The sequence below is a fragment of the Chryseobacterium lathyri genome, from assembly GCF_003290185.1.
Taxonomy (GTDB): domain Bacteria; phylum Bacteroidota; class Bacteroidia; order Flavobacteriales; family Weeksellaceae; genus Chryseobacterium; species Chryseobacterium lathyri.
In genome coordinates this window covers 65,614-84,951 of the sequence record NZ_QNFY01000005.1, presented here as the reverse complement: position 1 = coordinate 84,951, position 19,338 = coordinate 65,614, and the positions used below count along the sequence as shown (strand labels likewise).

Here is a 19,338-nt window from a genome sequence, read left to right as displayed (position 1 = left end):
AATTAATTGTTACTTTTTATTTAACCTTATATGATATCTGCAGACATATATCATTTTTTCATTAAGCTCTTCCTTCATGTGAAATATGACTTCTGACAGTACCGAATCCTGATTATAGATGTATTCTCCTTCTATTGCATACTTGTATTCCAAAGCATTGACCAAGGTCTTCTGATACTTTTCTTTGTATACATTTTCAAACCGGGATTGGCTTTCCTTACTTTTTCCTTCCAGCTTTACCGTATATCCTCCTTCTTCGTTTCCGTAAATTCTGTAGGCAGAGCTGTAATTCAGTTCTTCTCCGGGAAAAAGCGTTGATAAAGTGGTTCTTACAGGAATCTCATCTGTAAAACTTCCTCCTGCGAATACCGGTAAAGGGTAAAACATAATCTGGTACAATAAATTCCGCCCAATATTACGGTCTATGTTATTAAACTCTTTATCATAAATCTGAATAAAAGTTTTATAACTCTCTTTTACCAGTTCAAAGAAATGTAAGTCTTTTTTTATCTCCTCCCATTTACTTAAAATTTCATTTTTGTTGGTGACTTCATTAATGCTTTTATCCGTATTCAAAGATAATTCTACTACCTCTGTTGCCTTATTTATTTTTTCAAGAATTTCATAAAAAGGCTGCATCTGGCCGTCTGACTGAATATACCGCTGGGTAGAAGACTCCACAGTGATGTGGTTGTATTCACCCGGTAATAGGGTCCAGTCCTGCTCTATTTCTGTCTGGTTGGCTTTTCCTGTACCTAATGTAAGATAGGATTTTATATTGATATGATATTCTGCTTTTTTATACCAGGCATATTTAAATCCTGATAAGTCATTATTTTCTTCATTATTCGGTTCCAATGTCATGCTTTGCTAAGTTTTAGAATAAATTACCCAACACTAGTTAATATCAACTTTACTTCCGGTAATAAAAAGATCTCCTGTTGCATTGATTGAAGTGATCGATTTACTGTGAATGCTCAGCTTATCCTGTGTTACTAGTAAAGCATTCTGTAACGAATTCAAATCCAGCATTCCTTCTTTGGCAGAAATAGTGATTCCTTCTTTGGTGATGGTTATGCTGTTTTCGCCTACTTTTAATTCAATTTTTGTTTTTCCTTCCACCGATATGTTTCCACTGGCATCCATTTTTAAAACCGAATTAGCCGCTCCGCCGTCTTTTCCGCCTACATTAATAGAACTCGTACTTCCGGCATTGACCGTATTATTGTTTCCTACGTTGACAGTTTTATTATTATTGGCGTTGGTCTGTGCATTTCCTGCCCCATCAAATTTCATATTGGCACCGCCCTGATCGGTCAGAAAAACAGAACCTTCACCATCATTCAATTCTAATTTATTTCCGCTTCTGCTGCTTAAACTTTTTATGTTATTACCGGTTCCGCCTCCGCCTCCGATTCCGCCATGGAACATTCCTCCCATAACAAACGGACGGTCCGGGTGCTGATGCACAAAATTGACAATGACCTGGTCCCCAACTTCCGGAACAGCCATAAATCCTCTGTTTTTACTTACTTTGTCACTGCTTCCTGCATCCGGAGTCATCACACGGACAAATTCTGTAGTATCCGGCCCACCCTGCCAGTCAAACTGAACTTTTACCCTTCCCTGGTTTAAAGGATCGATATTGGAAATAACCTTTGCAAATTGCGGTTCTGCTTTCGGGGTATCAAATTCCGGACGGGGAATAAACCCAGTATCTGCAGCAATAGCTTCAAAATTCCCGTCATAATAGCCTCTTGCATTGACTTCATGGGTAACTTCCACGATCATTAATTTGGTAAAATAAGAGGTATCGTTAGTATCTGTTTTACGCATTTCAATATCTGCCGTACACCCGGGATATAAAAACGGAACCGTTGTAGATCCTGAAGTAATGAAAACCTCTGATGCCTTGCTGCCTGCTGTTCCTTTCTGGGAGGCGTCAATATCCATAAATGATGTGGCTTTAATAGGCGCTACCCGTAAAGAAGGTGTTTTAAAGGTTCTTTCTGATATTTCGTAAGCACGTTTGGCAATATCCGAAGTATGATTGATCTTCGAGCTTCCTGTAACGAGTTTCTCATTTTTACTGCTGTTATAGCCATAAAAACTTGGGCTTACATGCTGAGCTTTCATCCTTATCGCAATATCACTTACACTGCTTCCGTAGGTAAGTTTAACAGGTTTTTCCTGTGGTGGAAGTTTTCCGAAATGCAGAACTTCACCATCATAATAAAACTGTTCGCCGTAGGCTTCAGCAATTCTTGCCAGATAGTTGTAATGAGTTTCTTCATACTGAGAGCTGTAAGGAACGTTTCCATGCTGGGCATCTACCCTGAAATCGAACTTGTTCTGTCCTAATCCCTCTCTGATGACATGATCAGCAATACTGTTCAAGCTCACTTCCTGCCCGCCCCCGAAGCTCTGAATGTGGGGTGCAGCATCCAACAGCACAGTCGGACTGAATCCTTTAAGGACAATATTTCCAAGGCTTCCTTTTTCCTGGCTGAATCCTACTTCTGTAATAACCCCCACAAAGTTACGCTCAGGTCCCTGTTCGATATCTTTATATTTAAATACTACTGTAATTCTTTTTCCTAAAAAGCCCTGTGCTTCCTGTAAATTATGGTTTTCTGCACCCCCTAAAGTATCATGGGCGAGAATAAGGCTGAATTCGTGGTGCTTTGAAGCACTCTGAACCAGTTTAAAATGTTTGAAGTGCCTGATTACCTGCCCCTCCACTACAATATCAAGCATGACAACTCGGTTAATTCCTGCAATAATGCTTTCCGGGATAGCCTGTGCGTTATGTATTTTGGAAGTGGGCTGTTTGGACCATACCTTGTTTTCGATGACGGATGGATTATTGGGAACCATAGTCTGGTTCATAAACATTTTAGTGCTCTGGGAAGGACCTGAATAAATGTTCTGTGCGTTTTTTGCAGATTTTTTGATGGCTTCATCTGCTTTCTGAAGCTTAGCATCTACTTTTTGTACAGCAATATCTTCAGCATTGTTAAGCTGTTCTGCTGCTGTATCTTCTATACTTCCTTTCGGGCCCTGCATTTTTATCGGTTGATCATCTTTAAACATAATAAGTGTTTTGTTTAAATTATAATAAATTCTGAATAGCTTCCAGCAATACGGAGGCCGCTTTCAATCCTTACGTAACGCTTATCATAAGGTTCCGAAGGACCATTTTGGACGTGATTTGTCCAAATATGGCAAAAACAGAATAGTATATTCTTGCGAATACACTATTCTGTACCAATTTATTTTTACTAAGATGATTGTTCAGGATTAATGACCTGATGCAGGCCACATTCCGCGGTACTCGGAGTTACCTAACGTGATAACTTCTGCACTCACGACGAAACTGATGAGCATACTGTTTTCGTCTACAGCGTCGAAGTCTACTTCATGCTGGATCACATATCCGTTTTCCCACTTCAATGTAGTCAATGTACCTTCTTCGTGAGATTTGTTGAAAGTAACTTCACCTGTAGTAGGCTTATACTTTCCGTTCAGTAAGCTTTCAAGGATGTCCGATTTTTCAGTAGCTTCTACTGTAACTTTGATCAGTGCATTGGAAGGGTCTGATGCTACACGTCCTGATACGTCCGTAGATCTTGATACGCTGTAGTTAAGCTTTAATAGCTTCTGACCTTCTCCTCCGTTGAATTTTAAGATTCCTCTTGAATTTGCTGCCATGATTTGTAAATTTTAATCGTTAATATTTTGTGATTTGGTGATTGATTGTATAACAAATATATAACGTCCTATTTTGATAAAAAAGCTTTTGGATATAAATCTGAAATTTTGTAGTAATTCTACGATTTGATGTAGTAATTCTACGATAATAGACTTAAAACAAAACATAAATAACTGATTTAAAACAATTTAAAATAAATAAAAAACAACATTTACAACATTAATTTTACACTTAAAAGAGAAATATTAAGAGTTTTTAAGAACATTAGCAGGTTTTTAAAAAGGATTAAATTAATCTATTAACAAAAAAAACCGTTACTAAAAGTTACGGTTTTAAGAATTATAATGAGCACAGATTTATTGCTGCTGTACACGATTCCCTTCTTTTATAGAACGGGAAAGAATTTTATTTTTTTTCAAAAGAAAATCCGGCATAAGGTCGGTAGGAAGATAAAGAGGGCTCTCCCCTTTTTTCTGCAGTTCCTCAACGATTCTGGGATTCCAGGCAAGAATTTCATTCATCTCTACATCCAGCTCATCAGCAATGACATCCAGATTGAATCCTGCATTAATTTCGGTTTCCTGAAGAGGTGCAGCACTGTTTCTGCCACTTCCTCCTTCGGTAAAGAAAATTTTGTTGAGTCTTGAAGAATTATAGTTATTCAAAACACTTTCCAGCTCACCGGTTGCGTAGCAAGCATTCAGGTATTTTTTAACGTGATTGATTGTTTCACCGGGAAGGTATTTAGAAAACACATGGTATTGTGTTGAACCTGCATTCTGCATCGCTTTGGCAATATTTCCTTCGCCACAGTTATAAGCTGCGACAACCGTAATCCAGTCGCCATACTTTCTGTAGAGATTGGCCAGGGAAATTACAGCTGTTTTTGTACTTTTATACACATCCGTCCGGTTTTGTTCTGTAAGTCCGTACTGGTTGGCATGGGAGGTCATAAATTGCCATATGCCCACTGCTCCGGCTCCTGAGGTTATATTTCTGTTGAAATGCGACTCAATCAGAGCCAGGTTTCTCAAATGTCTGGGCAGTCCTTTCTGTACCAATGAATATTCAATAAATTCAACGATTTCCTTATTTGCATTGATAATATTATTGTACTTTTTCACGCTGCTTTCGGAAGTATCGGAAGCCGCAAGAAACTGTCCGTTCACTGTTACAAAAGTCCCTGCAAGCAACAGTCCTGTAAAAATGGTTTTGAATACAGTTTTCATTTTAATTCCTTATGGTTATTGACAAAGAAACTGTCAGATAAATTATTTATCAAAACAGGCTTCCTTTATAATTTTTTAATCTACTTTCCAGCTTAGCTTTTCTTCTTCATTATTCCAGTCTACATGGATGGTCTGCCCGGATTTCACTTCTTCTCTTACGATCATTTTAGAAATCGGTCTTGCCAGCTGTGCACGGATTACTCCGGAGATCTGTCTTGCTCCGTATTTGCTGCTGAAGCCTCCCAATGCAAGGTTCTTCACAGCTTCGTCACTGATCTTTAAGGTCATTCCCAATCTTGTCAGTGAGGAATGAAGTGATTTCAGCTGGATATTGAAAATTCTTTCTGCAATAGATTCTGTGATCGGTGCAAAAGGAATAATCTCTGTGATCCTGGCTAAGAACTCCGGTCTGAACCTCCCTGAATTGGACATAATCTGCATCAGTGTGGAAGATTCCGGAACTTTTCCTTCTTCAAACTGTTTTACAATCTCTTCGCTTCCGATGTTTGAAGTGAAAAGGATCAGGGCATTGCTGAAGTCGCCTTCTTTTCCCAGTTTATCGTGAACTTTTCCTTCATCCATGATCTGTAGGAATACATCAAAAACGGAATGGTGGGCTTTTTCAATTTCATCAAATAAGACAACGGTATAAGGCTGCTGTCTTATTTTATTAACCAGCATTCCTCCTTCTTCATACCCTACATAACCCGGAGGCGCTCCATACAGTAATGCTGCGGAATGTTCTTCTTTAAATTCGGACATATCAAAACGTACCATGGCTTTCTCATCATTGAAGAGGAGCTCTGCCATAGATTTTGCTAACTCGGTTTTCCCTGTACCGGTAGGTCCCAGAAGGAAGAATGACCCGATAGGCTGTCCCGGCTTGTTCAGTCCGCTTCGGTTTTCAACAATGGCGTCTGACAGGATCTTTAAAGCATGATCCTGACCTACTACCCTGTTCAGCAGAAGAGATTCCATATTCAGGAGCTTTTCTTTTTCCTGAGCCTGAATCTTGCCTATTGGAATATTTGTTTTTGCCGCCATTACTGCTGCCAGTTCCAGACGGTCTACTTTTTCTCTTTTTACAGCTGCATGCTGTAAAAGCTCTGCATAGGTATCATCAATGATCTTGTGGATCTGATCAACAGGCATGGAATTGTCGATAACCGGCTGTTCGTTTAATGATCCCCAAAGAATAGGACTTATTTTATCTCTCAGGAGGTTATAATTCCAGATGAGCTCATTAGCCTGGTCTTTGCTGTCGGTAAATTCTTCCTTTAAAATAGACTCATAAGTTTCTTTCCAGTCTGCCAGTTCTTTTTCTGAAAGTTCATCCAGCATTTTAATGGCGGCCATGGTACGGTCCAGCAAATCAATGGCTGCATCGGGCAGTTTTTTGCCTTTTGCATATCTTTTTGCCAAACGTACACACTCGGGAATGGAGTTTTTTTCTACTTCTATGCCATGATGTTTTTTGTAGCCGTCGAGAAGGACATCTATCATTTTCACACAGGTCTGCTCATCCGGCTCATTGACTGTCAGAACTTCAAAACGACGGTTGAAAGCCTGTTCCGGTTCAATGATCTTTCTGTATTCTTCTTGTGTTGTGGCTCCTATTACGGTAATTTCACCTCTTGCCAGTTCAGGCTTAAGGAGGTTGGCCACATTTCCAATGCTTCCTTTCGGATCAAGAAGGGTATGAATTTCATCAATAAAAAGGACCGCTTTTTCGATTTTTTTACATTCAGTGATGACTTTTTTCAGTCGGTCTTCAATTTCACCTTTATAAGAAGTTCCAGCTAATAATGCTCCGGTGTCAAGTTCGAGAAGGGTTGCATTTTTTAACATTTCAGGAACATTTCCTTTGGTGATTTCTATGGCAAAACCTTCTACTAAAGCTGTTTTTCCTACACCCGGCTCGCCAATGATAATAACATTCGGCTTGCTTCTTCGGCAAAGGATCTCAACAAGCATTCTGAGCTCTTTATCTCTTCCTATGATGTTTTCAAGGTCGCCTTTTCTGGCCTGTGCCGTTCTGTCTACACAGTAGCTTTTGATTGACGGAAATGAGGAGTCTGTAAAATCTGACCCGTTTGAAAAAAGTGATGAAAAATCACCGTCTTCGGATACAGCGAAAGGGGTATCTTTTCTATATAAGTTGAAAATTTCATGTTCTCTCAGGGGAAGCGACTTCAGCTGCTGCAGTGAAAAAACGACCTGAGGTTTTACGATAGCGGTAAGAATACAGATGGGCGTGATCTCGTCCAGTCCCAATTTTAAGCGTATATCGTCTGCTTCTTCTGTAAGGGTATCTACAGCTTCATCCTGACGTACTTCATCCGGAAGATGGGCTGTTTTTGGATAATCTTCAATGCGGACGTCTGCCCATTCATAAAAGTAGCCGGGATCTTTATCAATACTTTTAAGGAATTCATTGAGGCCGATATCTTTATGCATCAAGGCCTGCAGAATGTGCGGACCGCCGTATGTAGCATTATAGTTTTCCTTTGCTATTGACTGAGCAATATGAAATAGCTGTTTTACTGTTTCGTTGGTTACTAGTACTCCCATTATAATTTTCTAATATTAATATGTTGTGTTTCTTTTAATTTTTTAGATTATTTGGTGCAATCTGTCAAAATATACCTTTTACAAATATATCTTTTTTATATAAAATGTATGTTGGATAAAGATAGTTAATTCTTTGATTAGAGATGTAATAAGTTTTCTGGTGATGAAATCAAATATTTCTGAAATTCCGCTAACATTTTATGTTCGTTGAAATTATTTTTTTTTGCGACATTCTGTTTTATTCATATTGCTGTATGCCTGTCAATATAAAAGTAACCAGCTAATACTTTAAGCAAAAAGACCGTCTTTAGAGGACGATCTTTTTTATGAATGTTGATGTGTAATAGTGTGTCTTCGTTATATGGCTGCAACCCGGTGATCATCTGTATTGTAATTTCAACAACTTCTGTTATTTTTTGTCATTGAACATTATGAGCTCTGAATTCCCTGCCATAACCGTAAATTTTTTCACTATTAATATTTTGTGATGTGGTGTTTGTTTAACAAATATATAGAGCTTATTTCTATTCTAAAAGTATTTTGATATAAATTTCACATTTTGTAGTAATTCTACGACTTTGGATTTAAGAATCACTGTTAGAAGTCACCAGGACACTGTTTGCAACTTTTGGACTGTAGAGAAAAAAGAGAGATTTTACACTTAAATGAGAAATAGCGAAGTTTTCGGGTTCTGTTTTTGAGTTCTAAAAGGGGAGTTTGTGAACCTGTTGTTTAAAAAAATTAAGGAAAATATAATTTTTTAGACACAAAAAAAGCAGAAGTTATACTCCTGCTTTTGATATGATATTATTAAAATGATTAATGTTTTGTGTATTCCGGCTCCTCAATGGTCTGAGTGGTCGGCATAAAGTACTCATTAAGCCAGTAGAAAGTTTGTCCGTTCTGCTGGATTTTCACTGCCGGATTGCTTCTGTGGGAAAGCATATGTTCTGCCAGATTCTTATAATTCTTGAAATATGCTCTTACTGTTTCCTTTAAAACAATTTTAGATTTTTTCCAGCCTTTCAGCTTGTATTTTGACATCAGCTCATCTTCAGAATTATCAAAACCGGTACTTAATCCGACTGCGTAAGCCATTGGTTTTTCATACAGTTCAGATTTATCCAGGAATGTTAAGGTAGGATTATATTTTTTCAGAAGTTTGATATATTCCTTAATGGCTCTTGACTGGCTAAAATCTGCTCTTTCAGGCTCAGTCTTATGATAGACTTCGGTATAGAAGTTCTTTAAGTTATCATATTCCGTTTCAGAGATAAGAATCCCTTTTTCTATGCCCGGTTTGTATTCTTTCAGATTTTTCGGGATATATCCTTTTACAAGGAACGGGTTTCCATAATTGATCAGCTGTGCTGCAATTCCTGCAGAAACCGGATTGGTAAGACCTGGGAAGAGATATTTATATTTCAGATCTACATCTGTTCTTCCTGCTCCTACCGAGGAGTGGAAATACTCATTCAGAGATTTATCAATCGTTTCGTTGTCTAGAGTTACCTGCGCAATAAGGCTGTCCACAGATTTTTTCAGGTATCCAGGTGTTGCAACATCGCCTTTTTTAGGGAAGATGACAAATCCCTGGGACATACTCTGCTTAGGATAATCCAGTGAGAAGAATCCGGCATCGCCTTCCACAAGGTTAAAGTTATTTTTGGTAAGAACATCACTCTGGTTGATGATTTTCTGTTTTTTCAGTTCAGCAATATTTTTAGCAGTATTGGTCACTACATTTTCAGACATCAATACAAAATCGTTGTAGGTATCGGATGATCTTGCACTGGTCTGAAACATAATCACCCTGGCCTGTGCCTGTGTAAGGGAGCTGATCACGTTGTACATGTTTCCACTTTGATCGGCAGAGGTTCCTACTGTTACGACAATATTGGTTTCATCCGGAACATTAGAGAGCAGGTTTCCAGCAGCAGAAAGCGCTTCGCCAACCGGCTGATATCCGCTGTTGCTTGCACAATTCATTTCATTGGTTTTTTCGTCAATGAACTTTGTAATTTTACTGTAATCTGTACTTAAATTAGAAGTCATGACATTTTCTCCACACGGATTGTTCTTATATAAAACAACGCCGTATTTTACGCCATTGAAATAAGACGGCTTTTCAAATCTAAGCTGCAGATCCTGAAGAAGAGATTTAACGATCGGGGCATACGGAGCATTCGGAGCACTTACATCCAGAGCAAAAACGATGTTGATATTTTTATCTCTTTCCGTGATTTCTCTGTAACGGTCAAAATAAATCTCTTCTCCCAAAACATTGAATACATAATTTTTACTGTAATCTAAAATATTGGTGAAGTATTTCGTTTTGGAGTCCGGTGTGGGAGCTTCATTTAATGCTAAATTTACCGGATAAATATTCTCAAGAGGCGTTCTCTTATTGGTATCCGTAAGAAGAATTGCGGTTCTGCTTTCTGCGTCTGCTGCACCAGGATATCCTTCATGTATTCCTAACGCAGACTCTGTAACTTGCGTATCATTTTTGAGCTTTACGGCAGAACGCTCACCCCATGCAGAGATTACGTTGGCATTTACCCATCCGTATAAACTAGTGCCGATACTGTCTATATCAACAGAAGGCTTTTTACCTACCAGAAAACGTTTATTATTTTCGGCCTGTTTGTAAACATATACCATCTGTCCGTTTGGAATTTTGACCTTGGCTTCTTCTATAAGGCTTGGAGAATTGAATACCATGATGGAATCATTCTTATAGTATCTTTCTGCACTTCTGATGACTTCGCTGTGATTCGGGACTACAGCGACTCTTACAGGGAAACCTGTTTTTTCGCTTTTCAAAGAATTGTTCCATAAAAGAAGATCGGATTCCGGGATCCAGCCATAGGTTTTAATGGATTTTGATGAAACCTTTTTCATCAGGGCATCGGGAACGTATTCCGCTACTTTTACCATTCCGTCTCTATGTTTCAGAACCATTAAAGGCTCAAGAAACTTAACTTCTTTGTAAGATTTTTCGTCACTTTTATCAAGATAGGCCGTATTTCTGGACCTGTCTGAAATAACGATCCATGGGACCGACTTTTTTGGATATCCGTTCACTACCGGCGAATTGTCTACCTGCCCGTATTGTGACGGCTCAGGAGTTCTTTTAGACGGCAGCTTGACCTGGCAGCTTGCCAACAATACTGATAATCCTATGTAATATGCTGCTAGAGGAAATTTATTTTTCATCCTATTTTATTTTAATGATTGGTGTATCCGGATGCCGGACTCTATTATTTGCTTTGGTTTATATCTACCTTCGTTACACAGTTCTGCTTATCATCTAAGTTCACTTTTACACTTTGGATGACAACGTTTTTGTCAAACTGAAGCCCTGCACAGTACATATAGAAGTTATTTGCTTTACTGTCGCTTACTTTCACTACCGTGTTTTCGTTGTTGCAGAGATAGGTTCTCAACAGGTAGTTATAATGCATATTAAAACTGTTCCCGTTGGCAATCTGCTGTAGGTGATATTTGAAGTCATCATCAACCTTTTTATAGGAATCTTCTACAGGTATTTCATCTTCCTGCAAAGAGTTGTAAGCCGGAAGAATTTTGATAAGGTGGTAAATAGGTTCCTGACTTTCCTCTGTGAATAATGCCACACGGTAATCTCCCGGTTTTTTATAAGAATAAATGGCCATCTTCTCTTTAGCATCTATATTGCCTGTTTCGCCAAACTTCCATGCAAACTGTGTAGCCTCCGAAACGGCACGGAACTGTACATTTTCGTTCTGCATTGCCTGTGCAGGAGCTTCAATAACGGTACTGATCTTCGCACTGTCTTGTGGCTTCTGGTATCTGGCCGAAACCATTACAGGGAAAGTCTTGCTATATTTGTTATCAATAATCAAGCTTACCGAATAATAGCCCGGTTTATTATAAAAGTGTATTCCGGTACTTTTGTCTGAAGTTGTTCCGTCCCCAAAATTCCATCTCTTGGTTTTTGCGAACTGGGTTTTATCCTCAAATAAAAGGGTATCTCCTACAGAGAGTGATGAAGGATAGACTACTCCTACAATATCATCGGAAGAATGGATTACCTTTTTCTGCAGCCATAACGCAATGAGTGCCGCAATAAGCAGCGTTGCGATAACACCAATAATAATGTTCTTTTTGTTTTTTTGAAAATAATTCATAGTTAAGTGATTGTGATGTGTTTATTCCTTTAATGTTTATTTCTTTTACTGGGTTCTTGCCCTTAGCGCATTTTCTCTTTCATAAAGGCGGTTTTGTTTATCTTTAAAACCGATTCTGCAGTCTTCCACTTCTTTTTCGAATTTTTTTACATCTTCTGTAGTGGTAGAAATAACTTTTTTGTCCTCAAAATACATTTTGTAGAATTTAGCAATCTGCGGATATGCATCTTTACGGATATCCATGATATTGCTATTACCTTGAAAATGACTCGCAAGGCCGTTAATTCCATTAAAAATATTGTTTTCGGCGAAAGGTTCCGGGGATTTGTCTGCAATTCTACTGATGAGAACATAGGTACTGTCCATTTCGGGTTGTAAGATTTTTTGCTGGCTTTCGAATGCTGCCTTCTGCTCCAGACTTTGTATTCCCCTTACATCTTCTTCCGAAAATGGGGAATCGTAACCTTTTAAAAAGATAATTCCGAAGAATATCATAGCTGCTAAAAGCATCAGTATTAAATAAAAAAACTGATAGTGCCTTTCTTTCTTAGATAATGTAATAGATCCCTGCATATGCTTTATTTTTTTATTATCTTCTTCTTCCTCCTGTAAAATTCCTTGTAGGATCTTTTTTAAGCTGGCCGTTGGCCCTTCCTACTTTTGCTATACATTCCTCAAGATCCCTGAGGACAATCTTTTTCTGCGATTCTACTCCTATAATATCATTCTTCAATTTCAGCATAGGCTCTATCTGTTTCATCAGAACGGCATAATGCTTGAAATTATCAGCACTGTCTTTGCCCATAATGTTTTTCGCCTCCATCACATCATCCATAATTCTGGTTCTGAGGAAAACATCATTTTCTACCTTATTGATGTTAAGCTGGTTCATCTGGTCATATATTTTATCTACATGATCCCTGAGAACGTCACCCCTCATCATAAGTTCCTTATAGGCATCAGCATCTCGCACGATTCCTTCCCGTTGTATACTGTAGCTTTTAAAAAAGAAGAATAAACACAGAAAAGATACCACCGACAAAACGGTGAAAGACAGAATAAACTTCCAAATGCCTGCTCTGACATCAGATTTGTTTAGTTTTTTTTCCCTGTTAGAAGACATATGTTTGTGATTTGTTTGGCCTGTGAAAATATAAAAAAAAAAATTTATGCACAATACGTATTTTCCCTAATGTAATTTCGTGAAAACCCTAATTAAGTTAAGATTAATTTTACCTTTCATAAGTTTTTCCTAAATTAGGCCTCTGAATTTTAAATATCAAATACCAAATCGATATTAAAAGTGAGTAAATTATTATCAAACACAGTCCGGTTTTCTATAGCTGACAGTGACTTCTACTTTAAGAAGATCATGATCAAAACACTTATGGAAAACCCTTTCTATATGCTTCTGAATGACTGTAATAACGGCCATGAACTTGTGAACAGGATTTACAGGAGACAGGAAGATGTGTTTATCATAGAACTGTTTATGCCGGTATTAAGCGGGATAGAGGCTATAAAATACATCAGGAAAAACAATACGGAAACTCCTATTGTAACGTATTCCAGCACCTACCAGGAAGATATGGCTGAAATCCTTTCCAAAATCCCGAATATCTATTATTGTCAGAAAAAGAGCACTATTATAAAAGATCTCATTAAAGGAAGTATTGCATCTGACGGCTTTGATTACGAAAAGTACTCTAAGGAATGGGAACAACAGCCGCTGGCAGTACAGAACTATATGGAAAGGCAGAAGAAGGGCCAGGAAGAACTGAGCCCCACCGAAATACAGCTTATGAAATTCTGCTACGAAGGTTACAGCAACAAGGAAATCGCTGAAAAACTGAACCTTAGCACGCGTACAATTGATACTTATATTAACAGGCTTACGGAAAAGCTGGGGCTGAAAACAAAGCTGCATCTTATCCGTTTCTGCGTGGAAAATGGTTACTATAATTCCAGCATGTAGAAAGATTTAACGTAATATTAATATAGAGTAAACATAAAAACTCCAACTCTTTAAGCAAAAATATTTTGCCACTAATTTGCTAGTATTCAATTTTTTTAACTAAATTTGCACACCTAAAATTTAAAATTAAAAAAGGAAATGACAAAGGCAGAATTGGTAAACACCATCTCAAATAAGTTGGGAACAGAAAAGAATGAAACACAGAAAGTTGTAGAAGCTTTTATGCAGGAGATCAGGACTTCTATGTATAATGGGGATAACGTTTATCTGAGAGGTTTTGGATCTTTTATCATTAAAACAAGAGCTGCTAAAACAGGAAGAAATATTTCTAAGAACACTGCAATTGAAATTCCTGCTCATAACATTCCTGCTTTCAAACCTTCAAAATCTTTTGTAGAGAAAGTAAAAACAAAAGTCGCAGTAAAATAAAAATTAACTGAATATTAACTAGTTACTAAAAAATTAAAATTATGCCAAGCGGAAAGAAAAGAAAAAGACACAAGGTTGCAACTCACAAAAGAAAGAAAAGAAGAAGAGCAAACAGACATAAGAAAAAATAATCTCTTTTTTTCGAGGTTTACAATATAATAATATAGTTGGTGGTTTTATTTATTTAGAGTTCACCGACTATATTTTTGTTTGCAACTATAAGATTCTCAAGGAAAAAAAGGCTTTTGCAGATATTTTTAAAAAGATAGAGCAATTTCATTCTAAATTCTTATATTTAAAATTATTTATTTGCTAAAAAATACCCCAGTTTCCTATAATCTTAATAAATTTTTATCTTATACAAAATGAAGAAAGAACTAATAGTTTCGCATGAAGATGATCTTACAAAGATTGCACTACTGGAAGACGGAAGACTATGTGAACTTCATGAGCAAGAGGACAAAAGCGAATTTATAGTTGGAGATCTGTTTGTAGGAAGAGTAAAAAAACTGGCACCTAACCTAAATGCCGCATTCGTAAATATCGGGTACGATAAGGATGCTTTTTTGCATTATCAGGATCTGGGACCACAGTACCTCACCTACAGAAAGTTTTTAAAAGATACTATTTCTAAAAAACAGAGCACTTCAAGCTTAAAGAATTTCGAGATACAACCCGAAATAGACAAAAACGGAACCGTAGACAAAGTCATTGCAAAAGATGATCTTGTTCTGCTTCAGATTACTAAAGAACCTATTTCCACTAAAGGTCCCAGGATCTCTACCCAGGTTTCTTTAACAGGACGTTTTCTGGTCCTGATCCCTTTCGACAATAAAGTTTCCATTTCTAAAAAAATCAGGACTACTGAGGAAAAAGAAAGACTGAGAACACTTATTGACAGCATCAAGCCTGAAGGTTTCGGTGTCATCATAAGAACAGTAGCGGAAGGAAAAAAAGTAGCAGACCTTCATAATGATATGAATCAGCTGATCCAAAAATGGGAAAGCACATTCAAAAATATTCAGAAAAGTAAGGTTCCGGCCAGAGTTTTAAGCGAAGAAGACAAAGCTTCAGCTATTTTAAGAGACAATTTCAACCAGGATTTCGTAAGCATCATTTGCGATGATGAACAGATGGCAGACGAAATGACCAACTACGTGGAGGTCATTGCTCCGGAAAAAAAGAATATTGTCCAGTTTTATAGTTCCCACATTCCTCTTCTCGAATATTACAACGTTGAAAAACAACTCAAACAGAGTTTCGGAAAACACGTTAATATTCCAAGTTCAAAAGGTGCTTACCTTGTTATAGAGCATACAGAAGCACTTCACGTGATTGATGTAAACTCCGGAAATAATATCACAACCGGAGCCTCTGTAAACAAAGAGCACGCTCTGAAGGTAAACAAAATGGCAGCCACCGAGATTGCCAGACAGCTTCGTCTCCGTGATATGGGAGGCATCATTGTAATCGACTTCATCGATATGCAGAATCCTGAACACAGAAGGGATCTGTACGAACATCTAAAAGAAGAAATGAAGCGCGACAAAGCACGTCATAAGATTCTTCCACCGAGCAAATTCGGGCTCATCCAGATTACCAGACAAAGAAACCGCCCGGAAAAACAGATCGAAACCAAAGAAGAAAACCCGAACAAAGACGGAGAAATTATAGCTCCGATTGTAATCGTGGAAAGAATGGAGGAAACCATAAGAAACATTATACAGAAGGATAAAGGAAAACTTTACCTGCATGTACACCCTTTCGTTGAAGCCTACCTTACCAAAGGAATCAAAAGCATCCAGATGAAATGGTTCATCAAGTATAAAAAATGGGTAACCATCATTCCACGGGATTCTTTCAAATATTTAGAATACAAGATTTACAATTCGAAAAAAGAAGAATTGGTTGGATATTCTAATTAACACAAAATTCTAAACCTCCAGCTTGTCTGGAGGTTTTTTTATTATTTCCGCTCATAAATATAAGAAACGGCCTCTGATTCTATTGGGGTAATTATATTTAAGACATGCTACACTTTTAGACAATCAATTAAACATATTTTAGACTCAACATTTTTTATCAAATTAAAAATCTGACTACATGTAAGTTAAATTCTTGTCATATTTATGTCATAGCTGCTATTTTGCATTAAATCAACTTTCTTGATAAAATTGCAAAACTAAAGGGCAAAACTTTCAGAACTGAAAAAAGTCATTTGGGTTACAGTAGATTAATATAAAATCTTAAATATAAATAATGAAAAAAATTTTATTACTGGGATTACTTATGGTAATTCAAAGTGTATCCGCACAGATTATTTCGTATGACAGCAGTTTTGCATTAAATGGTAAATATTTAATTCCCACCGCCAGTAGTTCTTCCAACACACAGATTATTCAGAACACTGACGGGAGTATTTATTTCACCTATCTCAAAGACAATATTTCAGGAAATCCCGAAACTGCATTATCAAAGCTTACGCCTAGCGGAATTGTTGACTTATCTTTTGGAAATAACGGGGAAACTATAATTCCATACAACTCATATGATACCCAATTGAAAAAACATACCGACGGTAAACTTTTCATAGTATGTCTTTATGATGATGGCACCGCTGTAGCAAAGATTCTCCCTAATGGGCAATTAGACCCGTCTTTCGGTACTAATGGGATAAGTACTATCCCTTATATTGGATCGGATTCAAATACTTTGGGATACGGCTTATATTTACAAAACAATAAACCAATTGTTTATGGGGCAGCTTTTAATAATTTTGGATCACTTTTAGGCTATTCTCTTGTATATAGATTAAATGAAAATGGCACTATTGATAATACCTTTGGTAACAACGGAGCTATCCAAACTGCAGGAGCTAATGTTTTCTTAGACAACCAATCGAATATTATAAGTCTTATCAGTGGCCAAAGTAACCCAACTGGAGCAATAGAAAAATATAATAGTAACGGGCAGCCTTTTACAAGTTTTGGCAACAATGGGGTTCTAGCTTTTCCTTCTTCACCAGGGCTCATTAATGCAGCTTTTATGGACAGCAGTAACAATATTATTTGTTCAAACATTGATAATGAAATTTTCAGGATAAATTCCAATGGAGTTTATGACAGTTCTTTTATATTTGATATCAATGCTTTCCCCTTCACCAGTACAGAGGGTGCTAACTTATCTTTACCAATAACCGAAAAAAATGGCAATTATTATATTTCAGGAATAACTGGTTCTATGATGGAAAAGTTTTTTATTTCCAAACTTACTTCAACCGGGAACATTGACCCTGTTTTCAATTATTATTCTGAAACAACTAATGGACTGTTTTTCATAGGTGATATGATCATAAATGATACTAATATTTTTGCAGTAAGAGGAAATAGTATAATGAAATTCTTGCTAAATAACTCGTTGGCGACTGCAAATACAGCAAAGGATACTTCAGCTTTTTCATTTGAAAATCCTGTTAAGAAAAACCTTGTTTATTCTTCAAAAGAAAAAGTGCTTAAAATAGAGATATATTCTGTTGATGGAAGACTTATAAAAACCATAAAAGAAAGCAATTCAACTGTTTCAGATTTGTCGAAAGGAGTATATGTTGCAAAAATCAGTTTTGAAAATGGAAAAATTATTTCCAGGAAACTTATTAAAGATTAGGATTCAAACTATCTTATAAAATATATTAAAAAGTATTTGCTTAATTTTAGCAGATACTTTTTTTATCTCCCTACTAAAATGAGCAAAGAACACCATTACAAAGCAACAATTGTCTGGACGGGCAACAAGGGAACAGGAACCAGCAGCTATAGAACCTACGAAAGAAGTCATACGATTCAGATTGCAGACAAGACACTCATTGAAGGTTCTTCTGATCCTGCATTCCGTGGAGACAAAACCAAACATAATCCCGAAGATCTTTTCCTTTCCTCTCTTTCTTCCTGCCATATGCTATGGTATCTTCATTTCTGTTCAGAAGAAGGTATTATCGTTACCAGTTATACGGATGAAGCCACAGGAATTATGACCGAAACGGCGGATGGAAGCGGCCACTTTACATCAGTTACCTTACATCCTACAGTTACTGTTACGGAAGAATCAATGATCGAAAAAGCAAAAGAACTCCATCACAAGGCAGGACAATTTTGCTTTATTGCTAAGTCAGTCAATTTTCCGGTACAACATATCCCTACCGTGTTAGTTAAATAATTTTTAGTCTGGTTTAAATTCAATTAAAACACCATTAATACTAAGTTTTAACTACAATAACTCTAAAATTAATGTTCAAAACTCCACAATAAGAGAATTATTTATCAAATAATCAATAAAAATAATATTTTATCATCATTTTATATGTAAAAAAATACAATTAATTGTTATTTTTATTTAAAATGTAAAGTTTTTTTTATATTTTTATATAAATAAAACTAACCATGATGAAACCGAGACTAATCATTTTTGATGAGCCGCTACTGTATACTGAAGGTTTATCAAAACTGCTCTCACAGAGCAAAATTTTTAACACGATTGACATTTGTAATTCTTATGAACGCTTATTTGAACAATTAAAAGAAGACCCTCCGGAAATTCTGGTCATAAGCTCCAATATGCTGATGCTTACAGATATTTTCAGACTTGTAGAAGACATTACCTCCACAAACAAAAAAATCAAAATTATTGTCATAGGCAATAGTTACGATATGACAGACATCCGGAAGCTTTTTAACAAAGGCATAAAAAGCTACCTTGACAAAAACAGCACATATAATGAATTTCTAAAATCTATTAATGTTCTGCTTTTGAACGAAATCTACATCTGTGACAATGCCAAAGAAAGAATGATCAACTTTATGAGCAGCGAGGAAGGAAAACCGAACCCGCAAATGAAAGAACCCCTTACGCGCAGAGAAATGGAAATCCTTAAACTGATATGCGACGGATTCAGCAGTAAAGATATTTCTGAAAAGCTTTTTATAAGTATCAATACTGTAGAAACCCACCGCAAAAGAATTCTCTTAAAATTAAATGCCAAAAATTCCGTAGGAATTGTAAAATACGCCTTAGAAAACCACATTATCGACTGATGAAAACCAATTTCACTTCACCCCGAAAAAATTCCAAACCTGAAGGTTTGGAATTTTTTCGGGGTGAAGTGAATAGTAAATTTTAAGATATAGCCATATATTATGATTTTCTCCGCAATGTACCACAAGATAAAGAGCTCTCAACCTCTCCAATACTTTAACA

15 protein-coding genes are annotated in these 19,338 nt (G+C 36.8%); 6 read left to right on the top strand and 9 right to left on the bottom strand.

Going from position 1 to position 19,338, the window contains the following annotated elements; translation table 11 throughout:
- Positions 1–9 precede the first annotated feature (9 nt).
- The 9 genes from DRF61_RS08020 to tssO form a co-directional block, all read right to left on the bottom strand.
- A complete protein-coding gene (locus DRF61_RS08020; RefSeq protein WP_111955808.1) occupies positions 10–864 on the bottom strand; it encodes a hypothetical protein in 855 nt (284 codons plus the stop codon).
- Positions 865–897: 33 nt separating this feature from the next.
- Positions 898–3,093 carry a type VI secretion system Vgr family protein gene (locus DRF61_RS08015; protein WP_111955806.1) on the bottom strand — a complete coding sequence of 732 codons (2,196 nt, stop codon included), beginning with the start codon at positions 3,091–3,093 and terminating at the stop codon, positions 898–900.
- Between the two features lie 207 nt (positions 3,094–3,300).
- The gene (gene tssD, locus DRF61_RS08010) at positions 3,301–3,711 is read right to left on the bottom strand and encodes a type VI secretion system tube protein TssD (RefSeq protein ID WP_174772299.1); all 411 of its coding nucleotides are present in this window, start codon (positions 3,709–3,711) and stop codon (positions 3,301–3,303) included.
- Positions 3,712–4,068: 357 nt separating this feature from the next.
- Positions 4,069–4,941 (bottom strand): lytic transglycosylase domain-containing protein, encoded by an 873-nt coding sequence (locus DRF61_RS08005; protein ID WP_111955802.1) that lies wholly within the window; start codon positions 4,939–4,941, stop codon positions 4,069–4,071.
- Between the two features lie 75 nt (positions 4,942–5,016).
- Entirely contained in the window at positions 5,017–7,512 is a 2,496-nt protein-coding gene (locus tag DRF61_RS08000; RefSeq protein WP_111955800.1) for an ATP-dependent Clp protease ATP-binding subunit, read from the bottom strand.
- 819 nt (positions 7,513–8,331) lie between these two features.
- Positions 8,332–10,731, bottom strand: coding sequence for a type VI secretion system protein TssR domain-containing protein (gene tssR / locus DRF61_RS07995; protein ID WP_111955798.1), 2,400 nt, complete (start codon positions 10,729–10,731; stop codon positions 8,332–8,334).
- Positions 10,732–10,775: 44 nt separating this feature from the next.
- The gene (locus DRF61_RS07990; protein ID WP_111955796.1) at positions 10,776–11,684 is read right to left on the bottom strand and encodes a PKD domain-containing protein; all 909 of its coding nucleotides are present in this window, start codon (positions 11,682–11,684) and stop codon (positions 10,776–10,778) included.
- 45 nt (positions 11,685–11,729) lie between these two features.
- Positions 11,730–12,257 carry a type VI secretion system transmembrane protein TssO gene (locus DRF61_RS07985; RefSeq protein ID WP_111955794.1) on the bottom strand — a complete coding sequence of 176 codons (528 nt, stop codon included), beginning with the start codon at positions 12,255–12,257 and terminating at the stop codon, positions 11,730–11,732.
- Positions 12,258–12,273: 16 nt separating this feature from the next.
- Positions 12,274–12,807 carry a type VI secretion system TssO gene (gene tssO / locus DRF61_RS07980; protein ID WP_111955792.1) on the bottom strand — a complete coding sequence of 178 codons (534 nt, stop codon included), beginning with the start codon at positions 12,805–12,807 and terminating at the stop codon, positions 12,274–12,276.
- A gap of 180 nt (positions 12,808–12,987) precedes the next feature.
- Between tssO and DRF61_RS07975 the strand changes: the two genes are divergently transcribed.
- From DRF61_RS07975 to DRF61_RS07950, 6 genes are all read left to right on the top strand, one after another.
- Positions 12,988–13,659, top strand: coding sequence for a response regulator transcription factor (locus DRF61_RS07975; protein ID WP_111955790.1), 672 nt, complete (start codon positions 12,988–12,990; stop codon positions 13,657–13,659).
- Between the two features lie 138 nt (positions 13,660–13,797).
- Positions 13,798–14,088, top strand: a complete 291-nt coding sequence (locus tag DRF61_RS07970) for an HU family DNA-binding protein (RefSeq protein WP_002984212.1) — start codon at positions 13,798–13,800, stop codon at positions 14,086–14,088.
- 365 nt (positions 14,089–14,453) lie between these two features.
- A complete protein-coding gene (locus DRF61_RS07965; protein WP_111955788.1) occupies positions 14,454–16,013 on the top strand; it encodes an Rne/Rng family ribonuclease in 1,560 nt (519 codons plus the stop codon).
- 334 nt (positions 16,014–16,347) lie between these two features.
- Complete coding sequence (locus DRF61_RS07960) at positions 16,348–17,751, top strand: T9SS type A sorting domain-containing protein (protein WP_111955786.1); 1,404 nt, start codon at positions 16,348–16,350, stop codon at positions 17,749–17,751.
- A 78-nt stretch (positions 17,752–17,829) separates the two neighbouring features.
- Complete coding sequence (locus DRF61_RS07955; protein ID WP_111955784.1) at positions 17,830–18,300, top strand: OsmC family protein; 471 nt, start codon at positions 17,830–17,832, stop codon at positions 18,298–18,300.
- A 224-nt stretch (positions 18,301–18,524) separates the two neighbouring features.
- Complete coding sequence (locus DRF61_RS07950; RefSeq protein WP_228452512.1) at positions 18,525–19,175, top strand: response regulator transcription factor; 651 nt, start codon at positions 18,525–18,527, stop codon at positions 19,173–19,175.
- Positions 19,176–19,338 lie beyond the last annotated feature (163 nt).